The 15,262-nt window shown below is 73.1% G+C and carries 11 protein-coding genes; 6 read left to right on the top strand and 5 right to left on the bottom strand.

Going from position 1 to position 15,262, the window contains the following annotated elements; translation table 11 throughout:
* The first annotated feature begins 24 nt into the window (after positions 1-24).
* Both AB0I67_RS39930 and AB0I67_RS39925 read left to right on the top strand, forming a co-directional pair.
* Positions 25-3,153: a hypothetical protein gene (locus tag AB0I67_RS39930; protein WP_357935412.1), complete on the top strand. Its 3,129-nt coding sequence runs from the start codon at positions 25-27 to the stop codon at positions 3,151-3,153.
* Between the two features lie 35 nt (positions 3,154-3,188).
* Positions 3,189-4,388, top strand: a complete 1,200-nt coding sequence (locus AB0I67_RS39925) for a DUF418 domain-containing protein (protein ID WP_357935409.1) — start codon at positions 3,189-3,191, stop codon at positions 4,386-4,388.
* On the opposite strand, the gene AB0I67_RS39920 is transcribed toward AB0I67_RS39925, so the two are convergent.
* From AB0I67_RS39920 to AB0I67_RS39905, 4 genes are all read right to left on the bottom strand, one after another.
* A complete protein-coding gene (locus AB0I67_RS39920; RefSeq protein ID WP_357935406.1) occupies positions 4,363-5,076 on the bottom strand; it encodes a pentapeptide repeat-containing protein in 714 nt (237 codons plus the stop codon). The genes AB0I67_RS39925 and AB0I67_RS39920 overlap by 26 nt on opposite strands.
* A 53-nt stretch (positions 5,077-5,129) precedes the next feature.
* Positions 5,130-6,500 carry a xylan 1,4-beta-xylosidase gene (locus AB0I67_RS39915; RefSeq protein ID WP_357935403.1) on the bottom strand — a complete coding sequence of 457 codons (1,371 nt, stop codon included), beginning with the start codon at positions 6,498-6,500 and terminating at the stop codon, positions 5,130-5,132.
* A gap of 77 nt (positions 6,501-6,577) precedes the next feature.
* Entirely contained in the window at positions 6,578-7,348 is a 771-nt protein-coding gene (locus AB0I67_RS39910) for an SDR family oxidoreductase (protein ID WP_357935401.1), read from the bottom strand.
* On the bottom strand, positions 7,345-8,379 hold the full coding sequence (locus AB0I67_RS39905; RefSeq protein ID WP_357935398.1) for a phosphotransferase family protein: 1,035 nt from the start codon (positions 8,377-8,379) through the stop codon (positions 7,345-7,347). The genes AB0I67_RS39910 and AB0I67_RS39905 overlap by 4 nt, the downstream gene beginning before the upstream one ends.
* 108 nt (positions 8,380-8,487) lie before the next feature.
* Between AB0I67_RS39905 and AB0I67_RS39900 the strand changes: the two genes are divergently transcribed.
* Together AB0I67_RS39900 and AB0I67_RS39895 are read left to right on the top strand one after the other, a co-directional pair.
* Positions 8,488-9,570 (top strand): GNAT family N-acetyltransferase, encoded by a 1,083-nt coding sequence (locus AB0I67_RS39900; protein WP_357935397.1) that lies wholly within the window; start codon positions 8,488-8,490, stop codon positions 9,568-9,570.
* Positions 9,567-10,724 carry a DegT/DnrJ/EryC1/StrS family aminotransferase gene (locus AB0I67_RS39895; RefSeq protein WP_357935394.1) on the top strand — a complete coding sequence of 386 codons (1,158 nt, stop codon included), beginning with the start codon at positions 9,567-9,569 and terminating at the stop codon, positions 10,722-10,724. Before AB0I67_RS39900 ends, AB0I67_RS39895 begins: the two co-directional genes overlap by 4 nt.
* Before the next feature lie 21 nt (positions 10,725-10,745).
* Here AB0I67_RS39895 and AB0I67_RS39890 read toward each other — a convergent pair whose 3' ends face one another.
* Positions 10,746-12,131, bottom strand: a complete 1,386-nt coding sequence (locus AB0I67_RS39890) for a PLP-dependent aminotransferase family protein (RefSeq protein WP_357935391.1) — start codon at positions 12,129-12,131, stop codon at positions 10,746-10,748.
* A gap of 71 nt (positions 12,132-12,202) precedes the next feature.
* On the opposite strand from AB0I67_RS39890, the gene AB0I67_RS39885 reads away from it, so the two are divergent.
* Positions 12,203-12,841 carry a pyridoxamine 5'-phosphate oxidase family protein gene (locus AB0I67_RS39885; RefSeq protein WP_357935388.1) on the top strand — a complete coding sequence of 213 codons (639 nt, stop codon included), beginning with the start codon at positions 12,203-12,205 and terminating at the stop codon, positions 12,839-12,841.
* Positions 12,842-12,900: 59 nt separating this feature from the next.
* Positions 12,901-15,237, top strand: a complete 2,337-nt coding sequence (locus tag AB0I67_RS39880) for a protein kinase (RefSeq protein WP_357935385.1) — start codon at positions 12,901-12,903, stop codon at positions 15,235-15,237.
* Positions 15,238-15,262 lie beyond the last annotated feature (25 nt).

The following is a 15,262-nucleotide window of genomic DNA, read 5'->3' as shown; positions in this document are numbered from 1 at the left end:
GTGAGGCAACGGGCAGGCGATGAGATGACAGCGGGAACCACCGGCTCCTCCTCTTCCGAGGTGGAGTTCGACCCCGACGCCACGGGGGTGATCCCTCGGATCACCGACGCGGACGCTCCTGCTCGGGACACCACCTCTTCCGTGGATGCGGCCGCCGATGTGGACCCCGCCGACGGTGGGGAGACCGCCGACGGTGGCGCCTCCGCCGAGGGTGGGGACTCTGCTGGTGGCGCGGATTCCGCTGCCGAGGATTCCGGTGACGGGGACGTCGCCGAGGCTGAGGACGAGGCCGCGGGGACCATCCCGCGCGCCGTCATCGAGGCCGAGGAGGACGAGGGGTCCAGCACCCAGGAGGGCCGGTTGCCCGCCCGCCCCCTGAGCACCAAGCCCCCGACCGACGGCCCCACCTCGGACACCCCGGCCCCCGATGCCCCGGCCGCCGATGCCCCGGCCGCCGGCCGCCCGGCCACCGACGACTCGGCCGCCGATGCCGCAGCCGGTGACGAGGGTGACGGCGGTGAGGGCGACGGTGGCGCAGAGGTGGAGGCTGGCGGCGACCCGGACGCCACCGCAGCCGTGGTCATCCGCCCTGCCCGCTCCACCGCCGCTTCCCCCGCCAACCCGGCCACCACCGCCAACCCAGCCACCGCCGCCAACCCAAGCACCGCCGCCAGTTCGGCGGTCACCGGCTCCCCGGCGTCCCCTGCCAGTGCGGCCGGCTTGGCTGCTTCCGCGGGGGACACGGACTCCACGGTGACGCACAGGATTCGGCCGGCCGCGCAGGTGCGGGTGGGGTCGGGGCCTCAGGCGCCGCACGCCATCCCCGGAGGCGCGGCCACCACGCCGGGGGGCGCGCCCGCCGTACCGCACAGCACGCCTGCCGTACCTCAAGGCACGCCTGCCGTACCGAGTGGGCCTGAAGACACGCAGGTGGTGCCCAGGAGGCCCGCGCAGGCGAGCCTGGGGACCAGGGTGGCGCCCAGGGAGACGGGGCAGCCCAAGGCCGGCCGCATGGCCAAGATCATGGCGGCGGCGCCGCACTGGTTGCCGGCGCTGCTGATGATCGAGGGCGTAGTGATGTACGTCCTGGCCCTGAAGCTCCCCCCGGGCCCCCTGCGCGGCGTCCGGCCGGAGGACATCGACGGGCTGGGGCTGATCTCGGCCCTCCCGCTGAGCGCGTTCGCCGCGATCCTGATCATGATCGTGTCGTTCTTCATCACGGTGAACCAGTCCGTCGACCGCAAGTTCCTGCTGCTGTTCCAGATCGCCGCGATCACCTTCGCCCTGCACGGCGCGGGTGCGCTGGTGGGTGACGAGCCGCGCTTCCCGACGGCCTACGTGCACGCCGGTTTCGTGGACTTCATCAACCGCACCGGCGAGGCGTCGATCAACATCGACGCGCGGATGGGGTGGCCGGGCTTCTTCACGCTGTTCGCGTTCGTGACCAGGACCGCCGGGATCACCGACCTGACGACGATCCTGCAGTGGACACCGCTGGTGATGAACCTGCTGTACCTGCTGCCGTTCGTGCTGATCCTGCGCCAGGTGGTGGCGACGACGCGGGCCCGCTGGTACGCGGCGCTGCTGTTCGTGATCGTGCAGTGGATCGGCCAGGACTACTTCTCCCCGCAGGGCTTCACCTTCGCCATCTACCTGGTGTTCGTGGCGATCCTGCTGCGCTGGTTCGGCCGGGTGGAGCCGCGGGTCAAGCCGCTGCCGGAGAAGGGCCGGCTGCGCCGGCTGCTGGCCAAGCTGGACACGATGACGCCGGGCGAGATCGCCGAGACCGGCACGTACCGCGCCGACCGGCTGCTGATGTTGCTGCTGCTGGTGTTGCTGTTCGTCGCCGCGACCGCCTCGCACCAGATCACCCCGTTCATGATGCTCGGCGTGCTGACCGCGTTCCTGCTGGTCAAGCGGACCAAGCTGACCTGGGGCCTGCCGTTCTTCTTCGGCCTGATGGTGCTGGGCTGGATCAGCTACCAGACGGTCGGGTTCTGGGCGGGCAACATCGACTCGATCTTCGGCGGCCTGGGCAGGATCCTGACGAACCTGCAGCGCAACACCGGCGACCGGATCGCCGGCAGCGATCCCGAGCACGCCCTGGTCCTGCAGGTACGGCTCGGCATCTGCGCCGCGATCCTGGGCCTGGCCGCGGTCGGCCTGCTGCGGCGGCTGCGCCGCGGGGTGTTCGACCGGGCGGCGCTGATCCTGCTGTGCGTGCCGGTGCTGGCGCTGGGCCTGCAGAGCTACGGCGGCGAGATCGGCCTGCGCATCTACATGTTCGCGCTGCCGGGCGCCTGCCTGCTGGCCGCCTACGCGTTCTTCCCGAACCTGCCGGCCGACAGCGAGGACGCGCGGGACGAGACGATCCCGATCCGCAAGCGCGCGCCGCGCTTCAACCCGAAGATCACCCGGATGATCTCGCTCGGCCTCGCGCTGGTGCTGGCGATGGTGTTCTCCATGGCCTTCCTCGTCGCGCGGTACGGCAACGAGAAGTTCGAGCGGGTGACGACGGGCGAGGTCGAGGCGATGCGCTACATCTACGCCCACGACAAGCCGAGCGCCCGGGTGATCTACCTGGTGCCCAAGGTGGGGCCGGAGAGCACGCCGATCCTGCCGTGGGCGGAGAAGGACCTGGAGTACATCAACTGGACCCTGCAGGGCCTGGTGCACAAGGATCCGACGCAGATCGCCGACGTGGTGGCCAAGCTCAAGGAGAGCCCGCGCAACACCTTCCTGGTGGCGACCACGGGCCAGTACAACTACCTGCAGCTCAACGAGGGCTTCGCGCCCGACTGGGGTCAGCGGTTCGTGGCGGCGCTCGACGCCTCCAAGGACGTGAAGAAGGTCTTCACCAGCAAGGACGCGGCCGTCTACGTGTGGGGCAAGTTCGCCAAGGGCACGGAGATCCCGCCGCCCCAGCCGTACGCGGGCCGGGGCGACCCGACCTCGCCGTGGACCCCGCTGGGTCTGGGGGCGATGGCGGTCACCTGGATGGCGTTGTTCGGCTACGAGGTGATCCGGCTCGGCGGGCCCGACCGGGCGCCCCGGGCGCGGCGGCGGTTGTTGTGGATCGGCATCCCGGCCTTCGTGGTGTCGATCGCGGTGATCGTCGAGCGGTTCATCTCCATCGCGGCGCAGAACGGGTAGGCGCGGTCCCCCGTTCTGCGGGAGTATTGCGCCCAATGAGCAAATTGAGACTGGAGTCGACCCGCCTCGACTCGGTGGACGCGCTGCGCGGGTTCGCGCTGCTCGGCATCCTGCTCGTGAACATCGCCTACCTGGCGTCGGGGTACCGGATGGCCGGGCTGCCCGAGCCCGGCTTCTCCTCGCCGGCCGACTGGGGTGTGCGCTGGGGCGTCACCCTGCTGGTGGAGAACAAGTTCTATCTGTTGTTCTCGTTCCTGTTCGGCTACAGCTTCACGTTGCAGATGGCGTCGGCGGCCCGGCGCGGTGCCGGGTTCACGCCGATGTTCCTGCGCCGGCTGGGCGGGCTGTTCGTGCTGGGGGTCGCGCACTCGGTGCTGCTGTTCCCCGGCGACATCCTGACCACGTACGCCGTGGTCGGCCTGGCGCTGCTGGCCCTGCGCAACCTGAGCCCGCGCCGCGCGCTGTGGCTGGCGGCGGCGCTGACGATGGTGCTGGCGCTCGGGTTCCTGGTGCTGGCCGCGCTGGCCAAGATGGGTTACCCGGTCACCGGCTCGATCGCCGGCGGGGTGGCCGAGGCGAACCTCGCCGACCAGCTCCAGCAGGGCACGCCGGCGCAGGTGATCTCCGACCACGTGCGCAAGCTCTCCTTCATCGCGGTGGCGCGGGTGCTCTTCCAGGGCCCGGCCGTGCTGGCCGCCTGCCTGGTGGGCCTGGCGCTGGGCAAGATGACCGCGCTGCGCGACGTGTCCGGCGCGACCGCGCTGCTGCGCCGGCTGCAGTGGCTGGGCTTCACCGTGGGGCTCCTGGGAGCCCTGGTGTACACGCTGGCGACTTGGAACGGCGTCGGGCACAAGTTCCTAGGGCAGGCGGTCGATCTGGTCACAGCGCCGCTTCTGGCCGCCGCCTACGCCGCCACGCTGCTGCGCCTGCTGCCGCGTTTCCCGCTCCTGACCCGGGTGCTGGCCGCGCCGGGGCGGATGGCGCTGAGCAACTACCTGGCGCAGTCGCTCATCTGCTCGCTGATCTTCACCGGGTACGGCTTCGCCCTCATCGAGCGGGTGAGCCCGCCCACCGAGGTGGGCATCGCGGTCCTGATCTTCATCGCGCAGGCCGCCTGCAGCCACTGGTACCTGCGCGCGCACCGCTACGGGCCGGTCGAGTTCGTGCTGCGCTGGCTCACCTACTGGCGCCGGCCCGGCCCGAGCCGGGTCAGCGCCAGTGGGACGGACGGCTGAGCGTGCCGGGCAGCCGGGTCGTCCGGTCGCCCTTGGCGGCGTCGAGCTGCGACTGGGTGAGGAAGATCGCCCCGGTCAGGTCGGCGCCCCGCAGATCGGCCCCGCGCAGGTCGGCGCCGATGAGGTCGGCCAGCCGCAGGTCCGCTCCGCGCAGGTCGGCGCCCAGCAGGTAGGCGCCGCGCAGGCTGGCCCCGCGCAGGTCGGCCCCCTTGAGCTTGGCGCCGATCAGCATGCCGCCCCGGTGGTCCTTGCGCTTGCCCGGCGCCCCGGCGGCCACCGTCTCGCCCGCCTTGACCAGCAGCGGGTTGAGCTCGACGCGCAGGGCGTCGACGTCGAGCCGCTCCAGCTCGTCGGGCGTCGCGCCGGTCAGCGCCGCCAGCCGCTCGCGGGCCGCGCTCAGCTCGGCCGAGGGCGCCCGCTCGGCGGCCTCGTTCACGTAGTAGAGCAGCTCGTGCAGGTTGCGCATGATCGGGAAGACGGCGTCGATGCGCGGCGAGCGCTTGCCCTCGAAGGTCACCTGCGAGAGCTGCTGGCCCGCGCCGAAGCAGTCGTAGACCGTGCAGCCGGTGAAGCCGCTGTCGCGGAGCCGGGTGTGGATGCCACAGCGGAAGTCGGGCTGGAGGTTCGGGCAGGGCTGCCCGGCGGGCTTGTCGAGCGCGAAGTCCGCCGAGCGGGTGAAGGCGGGCACGACGCAGCACAACCCGAAACAACGGGAACAGTCGGCTTTGAGGACGGGCGTGCTCAAACTCGGGGACTCCACCGGATCTCGTAGGGCTTCAGGGTGACCTGCTCGCCGTCGACAGTAGCCGACAGCTCGCGCGCGGTGGTATTGACCATGACCAGCATGCGTTGCTGGGCCAGGACCTTCACCTGCGGGTCGGAGGCCTCGACCCGCTCCAGCTCGATCCCGGCGGGGAACCACTTGGTGAAGCCGCTGAGCAGCCCGGCCATCGGCAGCTCGGCGCCCGTCCCCGGCTCCCACAGGCAGCCGGGGCACTCCTGGCCCTGCTTGCGCTGCGGGTTCCAGTAGAGCGCGGTTGCCGCGCCGCTGGAGGCGAACTCCATCATCGCGGCGGCCTGCACGGCGGTGCGCCTGGTCTCGTCCCAGCCGGAGTTCTCCGGCTCGACGTACCACTCGGCCCACCAGACCGGCAGCCCGCCGCTGCGCTGGCGCAGCCAGGTGGTGATCGCGCCGAACTTGGTCACCGCGGTGAACTCGTCGGGCACCGCGCCGCCCTCGATCGCCGTCGACCAGCCGTCGACCACGACGAAGTCGGCGCCCTTCTTCCTAGCCAGCCAGTGCTCCAGGGCCTCCATCCCGCGCGGCTCGACGCTGCCCCACGGGCCGCTCAGCACCGCGCCCGGCACCTGCTTTCCGGTGCTGCCCAGCGAGATGTACGGCCCGCCTACCTGGATGGCCGGGTCGTGCTTCTTCAACGCGGTGTAGACCTTGTTGTACATCTCGGTGTAGCCCGCGGCGTCCCACTTGTCGGCCGAGGGGTCCCAGAAGCCCTTGAACTCGTTCCAGACCAGGAAGTGCTTGACCGTCGGGTACTGCTTGGCGATGCGCACGGAGAGCTTGGCGAAGTCGTCGAAGTGCTCGCGCAGCGGGGCGACGGTGGCGTTCTTCTCCCAGTCGGTACGGCCTGCCGTACCGCCCTTCATCCAGTCGGGCGCGCAGCACAGCGTGATGACCGGGATGCCGCCGGCCGAGGAGATGAAGGTGAGCCGGCTGTTGAGGTCGCGAAGGTTGTAGCGGCCCGGCGCCGGTTCGGGGTTGTCGGCGCCCCAGCCCATGATGTGCTGGTTCTGCAGCATCGGCTCGCGCCTGAGCAGCCCTCTGGCCTGGTCCTCGACCTCGGCCGGCTCGTTGTCGGCGCTGTACTGGGTGTGCGTGACGCCCCAGCGGGGCCAGTTCTCCAGCGCGGGCGGCGAGGCCAGGGTCGGCGCCGGCTCCTGGACGCCGGGCACCCGGGCCACCTCGCCGCGGGGCGAGCGGCGGCTGCCGGCGTAGACCAGGACGGCGAGGATCAGCAGCAGGGCGAGCACGCCGGCGCCGATGGCGACTCCCCACCCGGGGCGGCGAGCGTGCTGCCCGCGAGACGGGATCACGGCGGGGCCTCCACTCTGTGCGTACCGCGGCACCGAGCGGTCGACCCGGTGCCGTGCCCCAGGTTAGCCGCGCTTTCTTAGCGGTCGCTTGACTCCGGCTTGCCCTCCGGGGGCCGTTCGCCGCTCGCCGGGCCCGGCACCCCCGAGTACCGGTAGGGCACCGGCGCCCGTCCCGGCTGGACGATCAGCAGGGATCCGGGCTCCACGGCGTAGAACGCGGTCTCGACCGCGGCGGCCACGTCGTCCGCGGTGAGCAGCGGGAATCCCGCGTCCACGAAGACCTGCTTGACGTCGGCCACCAGCGGCGTGTCGGTGAAACCGGGGCAGACCGCGCTGATGCGCACCTTCATCCGCGCCAGCGGCGGGGCCATCGCCCGGACCAGCCCCACGACGGCGTGCTTGGTCATCGTGTAGATCGGGTCGCCGTCGTAGCCGACCAGGCCGGCCAGCGAGGCGGTGACCACGATCGCGCCCCCGCCCGAGCGCAGCAGCAGCGGGACGGCGGCCTCCAGGCCGAACACCACCCCGTCCACGTTGACGCCCATCGTGGTGCGGTAGCGCGCCAGGTCGAAGGCGGCGAAGTCGACGCCGCTGGAGATGCCCGCGTTGAGGTGCACCAGGTCGAGCCGGCCGTAGCGCTCCTCGGCCAGGGCGACCGCGCGCCGGGAGGTCTCGGGGTCGGCCACGTCGCCGGCCAGCGCGACGCCGCCGACCTCCTTGGCCAGCCGCTCGGCGCCGGTCTCGTCGAGGTCGACCAGGACGCAGCGGGCCCCGCCCTGGGCCAGCCGGCGGGCCACGGAGGCCCCGATCCCGCTGGCCGCGCCGGTGATCAGTGCGACAGTGCTCATGCGGAGGCCTCCTGGTCGAGCATGCGGTGGGCACGGGAGATCAGGGTGGGGACGGCCGCGCCGATGCGCTCGAAGCCTTCCCCCACGGTCTTACCCTGGCGGAAGCGGGCGTGGATACCCTCGACGATGACGGCCAGCTTGAAGTTGCCGAAGGCGATGTAGAAGGGCAGGTCGGTGACGTCGCGGCCGGAGATCTTGGCGTAGTGCGCGGCGAACTCGGCGGTGTTGAGGAAGCCGGGGGCCAGGGTGACGTCGCCGGCCACCGGGATGCCGGCCCGCTCGTCGTCGCCGGGGTCGTGCCAGTAGGTGAGGGTCAGTCCGAGGTCGGCCAGCGGGTCGCCGAGCGTGGACATCTCCCAGTCGACCACCGCGCGGATCTCGGTGTCCGGCGCGAGCCGTACCAGCGTGTTGTCCAGCCGGTAGTCGCCGTGGACCAGCGTCGCGGCGGAGACGGCGGGCATGCGCTCGCGCAGCCGCGCGACCAGCCGGGTGAACTCGGGCGTCTCGCCGTCGGAGGAGCGTTCCCACTGCTGGCACCAGCGGTCGAGCTGGCGCGGCAGGTAGCCCTCCGGCCGGCCGAAGTCGGCGAGGCCGATCTCGCGGTAGTCGAGCGCGTGGATCGCGGCGAGGATCTCCGCGAGCCGCTCGGCCAGCTTCCTGGCCTGCTCGGGCCCGGCGTGGAGCTCGTCGCGGCTGCGGACCGCGACGCCGTCCACGTGGCCCATCAGGTAGAAGGGGGCGCCGATGACGTCCTCGTCGGCGCAGAAGGCGAGGGGTTCCGGCACGGGGACGGCGGTGGGGGCCAGCGCGGAGATGACCCGCCACTCCCGGCGCATGTCGTGCGCGGTGGGCAGCACGTGGCCGAGCGGCGGGCGGCGGAGGACCACGTCGCGCTCGCGGGCCTGGATGCGGTAGGTCAGGTTCGACCTGCCGCCGGAGATCAGCGAGACCGACAGCGGCTCGCCGACCTCGGGCAGGTGCCTGCCCATCCACGCCACCAGCGCGGGCTGGTCAATCCCGGGTACGGTCATGGCATCACATTAGAACGCCGCTCGGTCCTAAAAACCAGCGTGGTGTTGGGTAACGATCTCTCGGGGTACCATCAAGCACGCTAAATCGACTTCTAACGTGATAACACCATGCGACTCACCGTTGTGCACCCGCGCGAGCTGGGCGACTCCGAGGTCGGCCGGTGGCGCGAGCTGCAGCGGGCCGACCCGGCGCTTGACAACCCCTTTCTGTCCCCCGAGTTCACGCAGGTCACCGGGGAAGTGCGACCGCAGGTCCGGGTCGCGGTCCTGGAGGAGGGGCCGCGAGTCGTGGGCTTCTTCCCCTTCGAGCGGCACGCGCTGGGCATCGGCAAGCCGGTGGCCGCCGGGCTGACCGACGCGCAGGGCCTGGTCGTGGCCAAGGACGTCGAGCTCGACCCGGTCCGGCTGATCAAGGACGCCGGGCTGGCCGTCTACGAGTTCGACCACCTGGTGGCCGGGCAGCCGCTGCTGACCGCGCGGCACGAACGCCACCCCTCCCCCGTCATCGACCTGCGCGACGGCTGGGACGCCTACACCGCGCACCTGGTGCGGGAGTCGGGCAAGACCTACAAGTCCACCCTGGCCAAGGCCCGCAAGCTGGAACGGGACCTCGGGCCGCTGCGCCACGACTACGGGGTCGCCGACGACGCGGCCCTGGGCACGCTGCTGCGCTGGAAGACCGACCAGTACCGGCGCACCGGGCGGGCCGACCGCTTCGCCCACCCCTGGATCGTCGAGCTGGTCGAGCGGCTCATGGCGGTCCGCACCGACAGCTTCGCCGGCGTCCTGGACATGGTCTACGTGGACGGCGTGCCGATGGCCGGCCACTTCGGGCTGCGCACGGCGACCACGCTCGTCGGCTGGTTCCCCGCCTACGACCCGGCCTTCGGCAAGTACTCCCCCGGCCTCATCCACCACCTGTCCATGGCCGAGCAGGCCGCCAAGCACGGCATCGAGCTGATCGACCTCGGCCGCGGCGCCAAGGAGTACAAGGACAAGCTCAAGACCGGCGAGTTCACCGTGGCCGAGGGCCGGGTGGCCACCGCCGGGCCGGGCGCGGCGGCGCACTGGATGATGCGGGTGCCGCCACGCCGGCTGCGCGCCGCCGTCCTGGCCCACCCGCGGCTGCTGCGCGTGGCCGACCGGGCGCTCAAGGCCTTCGGACGGGTACGGACTACCGTTCAGCCATGACTCCCGAGCGGCTGATCGCCGACCGCACCGGCCGCCGGTGCCTGCTGCTGCCCTCCAACCGGCTCGGCCTCTACCTGGCGCTGCGGCACTGGTGCACGCCCGGGCAGCGGCTGCTGATGTCCCCGATCTCCGCCGACGAGATCCTCTTCCTCGTGCTGGCCGCCGGGCTGCGCCCGGTGATCGCGCCGCTGTCGCGCCGCGACGGCAACCTCGACAGCTCGCGGATCGACCTCGGCTCGGTGGACGCGGTCCTGACCACCAACCTGTACGGCCTGCCGGACGACTACGCCGCGCTGGCGGGCAAGCTGGTGATCGAGGACGTCGCCCACGCCATGGAGAGCGACTTCGGCGGCCGGCCGCTGGGCAGCCTCGGGGCGGCCGGGGTGTTCAGCCTGTCCAAGCACCCCGGCGCCGGCTCGGGCGGGGTGCTGGCGGTCTCCGAGGCCGACGACCTGAAGACGCTGCGGGCCGCGCGGGACCGGCTGCTGCGGCCGGGCGCCTTCCGCGCCGAGCTGATCAGCGTGGCCAGCTCCGTCGCGCGGCGCGCGGCGGTCCGGCTCGACCTGGTGCGGCCGGCGTTGTGGCTGATGCGGCGGCTCGGGATGGAGGAGCCCCGCGAGGGCTACCGCATCCCGGTGCAGGCCCGGGAGCTGCGGGCCGCGCTGGCCGTGGCGCACGTGCCGCTCGCGGCGGGCCGGACGGCGCCTCCGGCCGAGCCGTTGCCCGCCTTCGACCCGTGGGTGCGGGCGGACCTGCACGACTACCGCTCGCGGCGCGGGGCGCTGGCGCGGTGGTACCAGACGCGGTGCACCGCGGCCGTGCCCCGGCAGCGGGAGCGGCGGCTGGCCGGGGTCGCGCGGCTGGCCGAGCTGCCGAGCGCCGCGGCGGCCGTGCGGGAGGACCCGCGGCAGGCGTTGTTCCGGGTGCCGCTCTTGGTCGAGCGGCGGGACGAGGCCATCGCGGCGCTGGAGCGGCACGGGGTGTCCACCGGCTACCTGTACGACCCGCCCTACGACGACTACGCGCCCGGGTTCACCGAGCCGTCGCCCGATCCCGAGGACGCGCGGTGGTGGGCCCGGCACGTGCTGCCGGTCGATCCGCTCCAGGCCGATCGGGCGCTTCCAGTGCTGCGCCGGCTCACCCCGGCCCGCTGACCGGCCCCGGCCCAGGTGGGCTCAGCCCAGGTCGGTGATCAGTTCCGCCACCACCCGGCAGCCGCGGCGCACGTCCGCCAGGGAGGCCGAGCCGTACCCGATGACCAGGCCGTGCACCCGCGCGGGCCCGAGGTGGTAGCGCTCCATGTCCACCGACTCCAGGCGCACCCCGCGCTCCAGCGCGCCGCGCAGGATCCGGGGCACCACCCGCGCGGGGAGCTCGGCCAGCACGTGCAGCCCGGCGGTGTCGCCGCGCAGGGCGCAGACCGGCCCGAGGATCTCCACGACGGCGGCCCGGCGGCGCGCGTACTCCAGGCGCATCCGCCGCAGGTGCCGCTCCAGGTCGCCGCGTTCCAGCAGGTTGACCACGGCCTGCTGGACCGGGCCGCTGGTGCGGTCGGAGACCTCCTCGCGGCGGCGGGCGATCTCCTGCACCAGCTCCGGCGAGCCGACCAGCCAGCCCACGCCGACGTCGGGCGCGAGCGTCTTGGACAGGGTGCCGAGCAGGATCACCCGCGAGGGGTCGAGACCGTACAGGGCGGGCAGCGGGGCGACGTCGTAGCGGAACTCCGCGTCGTAGTCGTCCTCGACGATCATCGCGCCGGTCCGGCGGGCCCAGGCCAGCAGCCGTTCGCGGCGCGTGATCGGCAGCCGGCCGCCGAGCGGGTACTGGTGCGCGGGGGTGGTGTAGAGCACGTCGAGGTCGTCGGGGAGCACCTCGACGATCACGCCGTCCTCGTCCACCGGGCACGGCACGATCTCCGCGCCGCGCGCCCGGAACACGTTGCGGGCCACCCGGTAGCCGGGCTCCTCCACGCCGGCCCGCCTGCCGTACCCGAGCAGGGCCAGGGCGATGAGGTCGAGCCCGTTGCCGGTGCCGCGGGTGACCAGCACGTTCTCCGGCACGGCCGGCACGCTCCGGGCCCGCCGCAGGTGCGCGGCCAGCAACTCGCGCAGGTACGGCAGGCCGAGCGGGTCGGGGTCGTTGCCCGGCGGCAGGTCGGCGGCCTTGCGCCAGGCCCGCTTCCAGGCGGCGTTGTCGTAGTCGTGCACCCACGGCTCGCCCGGCGTGAGGTTGATCAGGTCGCCGCGCCGCCGGCGGCCCGGGTCGGCGGGCGGCGGCGCGGGCACCGGCTCGGGCGCGGCGGCCTGCAGGTCGGCCACGAAGGTGCCGGACCCGTGCCGGCCGTCGAGCCAGCCCTCGGCGTAGAGCTGCTGGTAGGCCTCGGTGACCACGGTACGGCTGACGCCGAGCTGGCCGGCCAGCCCGCGCGAGGAGGGCAGCCGCTCGCCGGCGGCCAGGGTGCCGTCCAGCATGGCCCGGCGCAACCAGTCGCTGAGTTGCGTGGTGAGCGGGACCTCCGACTCCCGCGAGAGCAGGACGGGCAGGTCAACGACGGCGCGCACGGCAAGTGGTCCTTCGGTTTCCGAGATCGGTGGACATGTCGGGGTGTCCACTATCCCATTAGCGTGACCGCATGCTCTCCACCACACCCCGCACCCAGCTCGGCCGCGCCAAGGAGCGGGCCGCGACCGACCACTCCGAGCTCCACGAGGTGCTCGACAGCGGCCTGATCTGCCACCTGGGTGTGGTCCGCGACGGCTACCCGATGGTCGTGCCCACCTGCTACGGCCGCATCGGCGACACGCTCTACCTGCACGGCTCCACCGGCGCCCGCTCGCTGCGCCTGGGCGAGGGCACGCAGGTCTGCGTCACCGTCACGCACGTCGACGGCATCGTCTACTCCCGGTCGATCTTCGACCACTCGGTCAACTACCGCTCCGCGATGGTCTACGGCGAGGCCCGCCTGGTCACCGACGAGCAGGAGCGCGAGGACGCCCTGCGGGCGCTCTCGGAGCAGGCCGCCCCCGGCTCCTGGGACTACGCCCGCCGCCCCAGCCGCAAGGAGCTCGCGGCCACCTCGGTGCTGGCGCTGTCGCTCGCCGAGGCCTCGGTCAAGATCCGCACCGGCCCGCCGAAGGACGAACCGGAGGACTATGCCCTTCCGGTATGGGCGGGGGTGTTGCCGCTGGTCACGACCTGGGGCGAGCCCGAGGCCGACCCCCTGGTCCTGGACGGCGTGGAGCTGCCGGTTCACATCGCCACGCGAAAGTGAAAACCTGAGGCCGGGATCGCGCGTCTCACCGGGTGGGCCATCCCGATGAGGAGAGCGCCATGGACTGGAGCGCCCCCGGCTACACGGAGATCAGGCAACTCGGCACGGGCGGAAGCGGCCGGGTCGTGCTGGCGGTGCACGACGACACTGGCGTGAAGGTCGCGATCAAGTACCTCGCCGAGGACCTGCGGCGCGACCCGGTGGCGCTGGCGCGCTTCCAGACCGAGGCCCGCATCCTCACCACCCTCCAGGACACGCACATCGCCCGGCTGTGGGAGTACGTCCAGGACTCCGGCGGCGCGGCGATCGTGATGGAGCTGGTCAACGGCGTCTCGCTGCGGGCGGTCATGCGCGAGCACGGCGCCACCGGGCCGGAGGCGGCGCTGGTCGTGCTGAAGGGCTCCCTGCTGGGCCTGTCGCGCGCCCACCAGGCGGGCGTGGTGCACCGCGACTACAAGCCGGAGAACGTGATCGTCCGCGAGGACGGCGAGAGCAAGCTGGTCGACTTCGGCATCGCGGTACGGCAGGGCGCCGCCTTGCGCGCCGAGGGCACGCCGCCGTACATGGCGCCGGAGATGTGGTCGGGCGAGCTCGCCTCGCCCGCGACCGACGTCTACGCGGCGACCGTGACCTTCTTCGAGTGCCTGACCGGGCACCGGCCCTACCGCTCGACCGAGCCGAGCGTGCTCGGCTACCAGCACCTGCACGCGCCCATCCCGGTCCAGGACGCGCCCGAGGGGCTGCACGGGCTGCTGCGGCGGGGGCTGGCCAAGAGCCCGTCCGACCGGCCGCCGGGAGCGCTGACCTTCGTGCGCGAGCTGGAGGCCGCGGCGCTGGCGGCCTACGGCGAGGACTGGGAGGAGCGGGGGCGGCGGCGGCTGGCGGCGCTGGTGGCGTTACTTCCGCTCCTGCTGCCGCAGCGGGCCGAGGCGCCCGCGGTGCCGCAGACCGGCACCACCCTGTTCCGCACCGTGCTCGACGGGGCCCGGCGCAACGCCAAGCGGCTGACCGCCGGGGTGGCCACGGTGGCGGTGGCCGGCGGGGTGGCCTGGGTGGCTCTGGCGGGGCAGGAGTCGCCGCCGATCAGACCGGTCGAGGCCCTGGCCGCGGCGCCCAGCACGCCGCAACCCACGCCGGGCACACCCGCACCCTCCCTGGAACCCACACCGGCCCCGGTGGAAACCTCTCCCGAGGTGGTCGAACCGGAGGTCTCGCCCGCGATCGTGGACCCCACGGTGACCCTCACCCCGCAGAACCGCCCTTCGGCCCGCCCTTCCACGCGACCCTCGGTGCGGCCCTCGACCCGGCCCTCGGTGCGGCCCTCGGTGCGGCCTTCGGTCAAGCCGACCGTGAAACCTCCGACGAAGCCGCCCACCAAGCCCCCGACCAAGCCCCCGACCAAGCCCCCGACCAAGCCCCCGATCAAGCCCCCGACGAAGCCCCCCACCAAACCGCCCACCAAACCGCCGACCACTCCCCCGGTCACCCCGACGCCCACGCCGATCCCGAGGACCGAGCTGGCCGCGCTGTCGCTGGCCGGGCTGGCCGTGGACGAGTCCGGCCGCGCCACCCTCACCCTGTCCGCCCGCGCCACCGGCACCGCCCCGATCGCGGTCCGCCTCCGGTACGCGGTCGCCGGCCGGGTCGTGGCCACCCAGAACCTGCGCCTGCGCGGCGCCACCGCCTACACCCGCGCCCTGTCCCGCGACCTGGGCGATCACCCCTGCGGCCGCCGGGTGACGGTGACCGCCACCTCCCCTGGCTGGTCGGCCACCGCCCGGCTGATCCTGCCGAGGTGCCCGACCAGGGTGACCGGACTGCGCGCGGTCGTCACGATCGGCGAGGGCGGCGCGCTCGGCGGCACGGTCACGGTACGGACCAGCGGGACCGACGCCGTGGACCTGGCCGCCGAGCTGCGCCTGGACGGCGAGGCCATCGCCGAGCGGGCCGAGGCCCTGCGCGGCGAGACGGCCTACCGGGTCGAGCTCTCCCGGGTGCTGCGGCAGCGGCCGTGCGGGCGCGTGGTGTCGCTGGTCGCGCGGGCGGGCGGCGAGAGCGCCTCGGCCCGCGCCCAGGTGACCTGCCCGGCCGAGGTGCGCAGCGTCACGATCCTGCGGGCCGGGCTCGACGCCGAGGGCGGCTTCAGCGGCGTGGTGACCGTCTCGGCCACGACGGTCCAGCCGGTCCGGCTGATCGTCGCCTACCAGATCGGCGGGGAGACGGTCCACACCGAGGCGTTCGAGCTGGCCGGCGAGACCGCCTACAGCCGGCAGATCTCCCACCAGCGGCGTTCGGTGCCGTGCGGTTCCACCTGGGCGATCGTCGCCACCACCGATCCCGCGGCGGCCGGGGGCGCGGCCCGGGTGGACGGGAAGACCGGCGGCTGCGTCGAGTGACCCTCTCCCGCTAATAGCGGACATT

The organism is Nonomuraea sp. NPDC050310 (assembly GCF_040655795.1).
Taxonomy (GTDB): Bacteria; Actinomycetota; Actinomycetes; order Streptosporangiales; family Streptosporangiaceae; genus Nonomuraea.
This window is presented reverse-complemented; position numbering and strand designations above follow the sequence as displayed.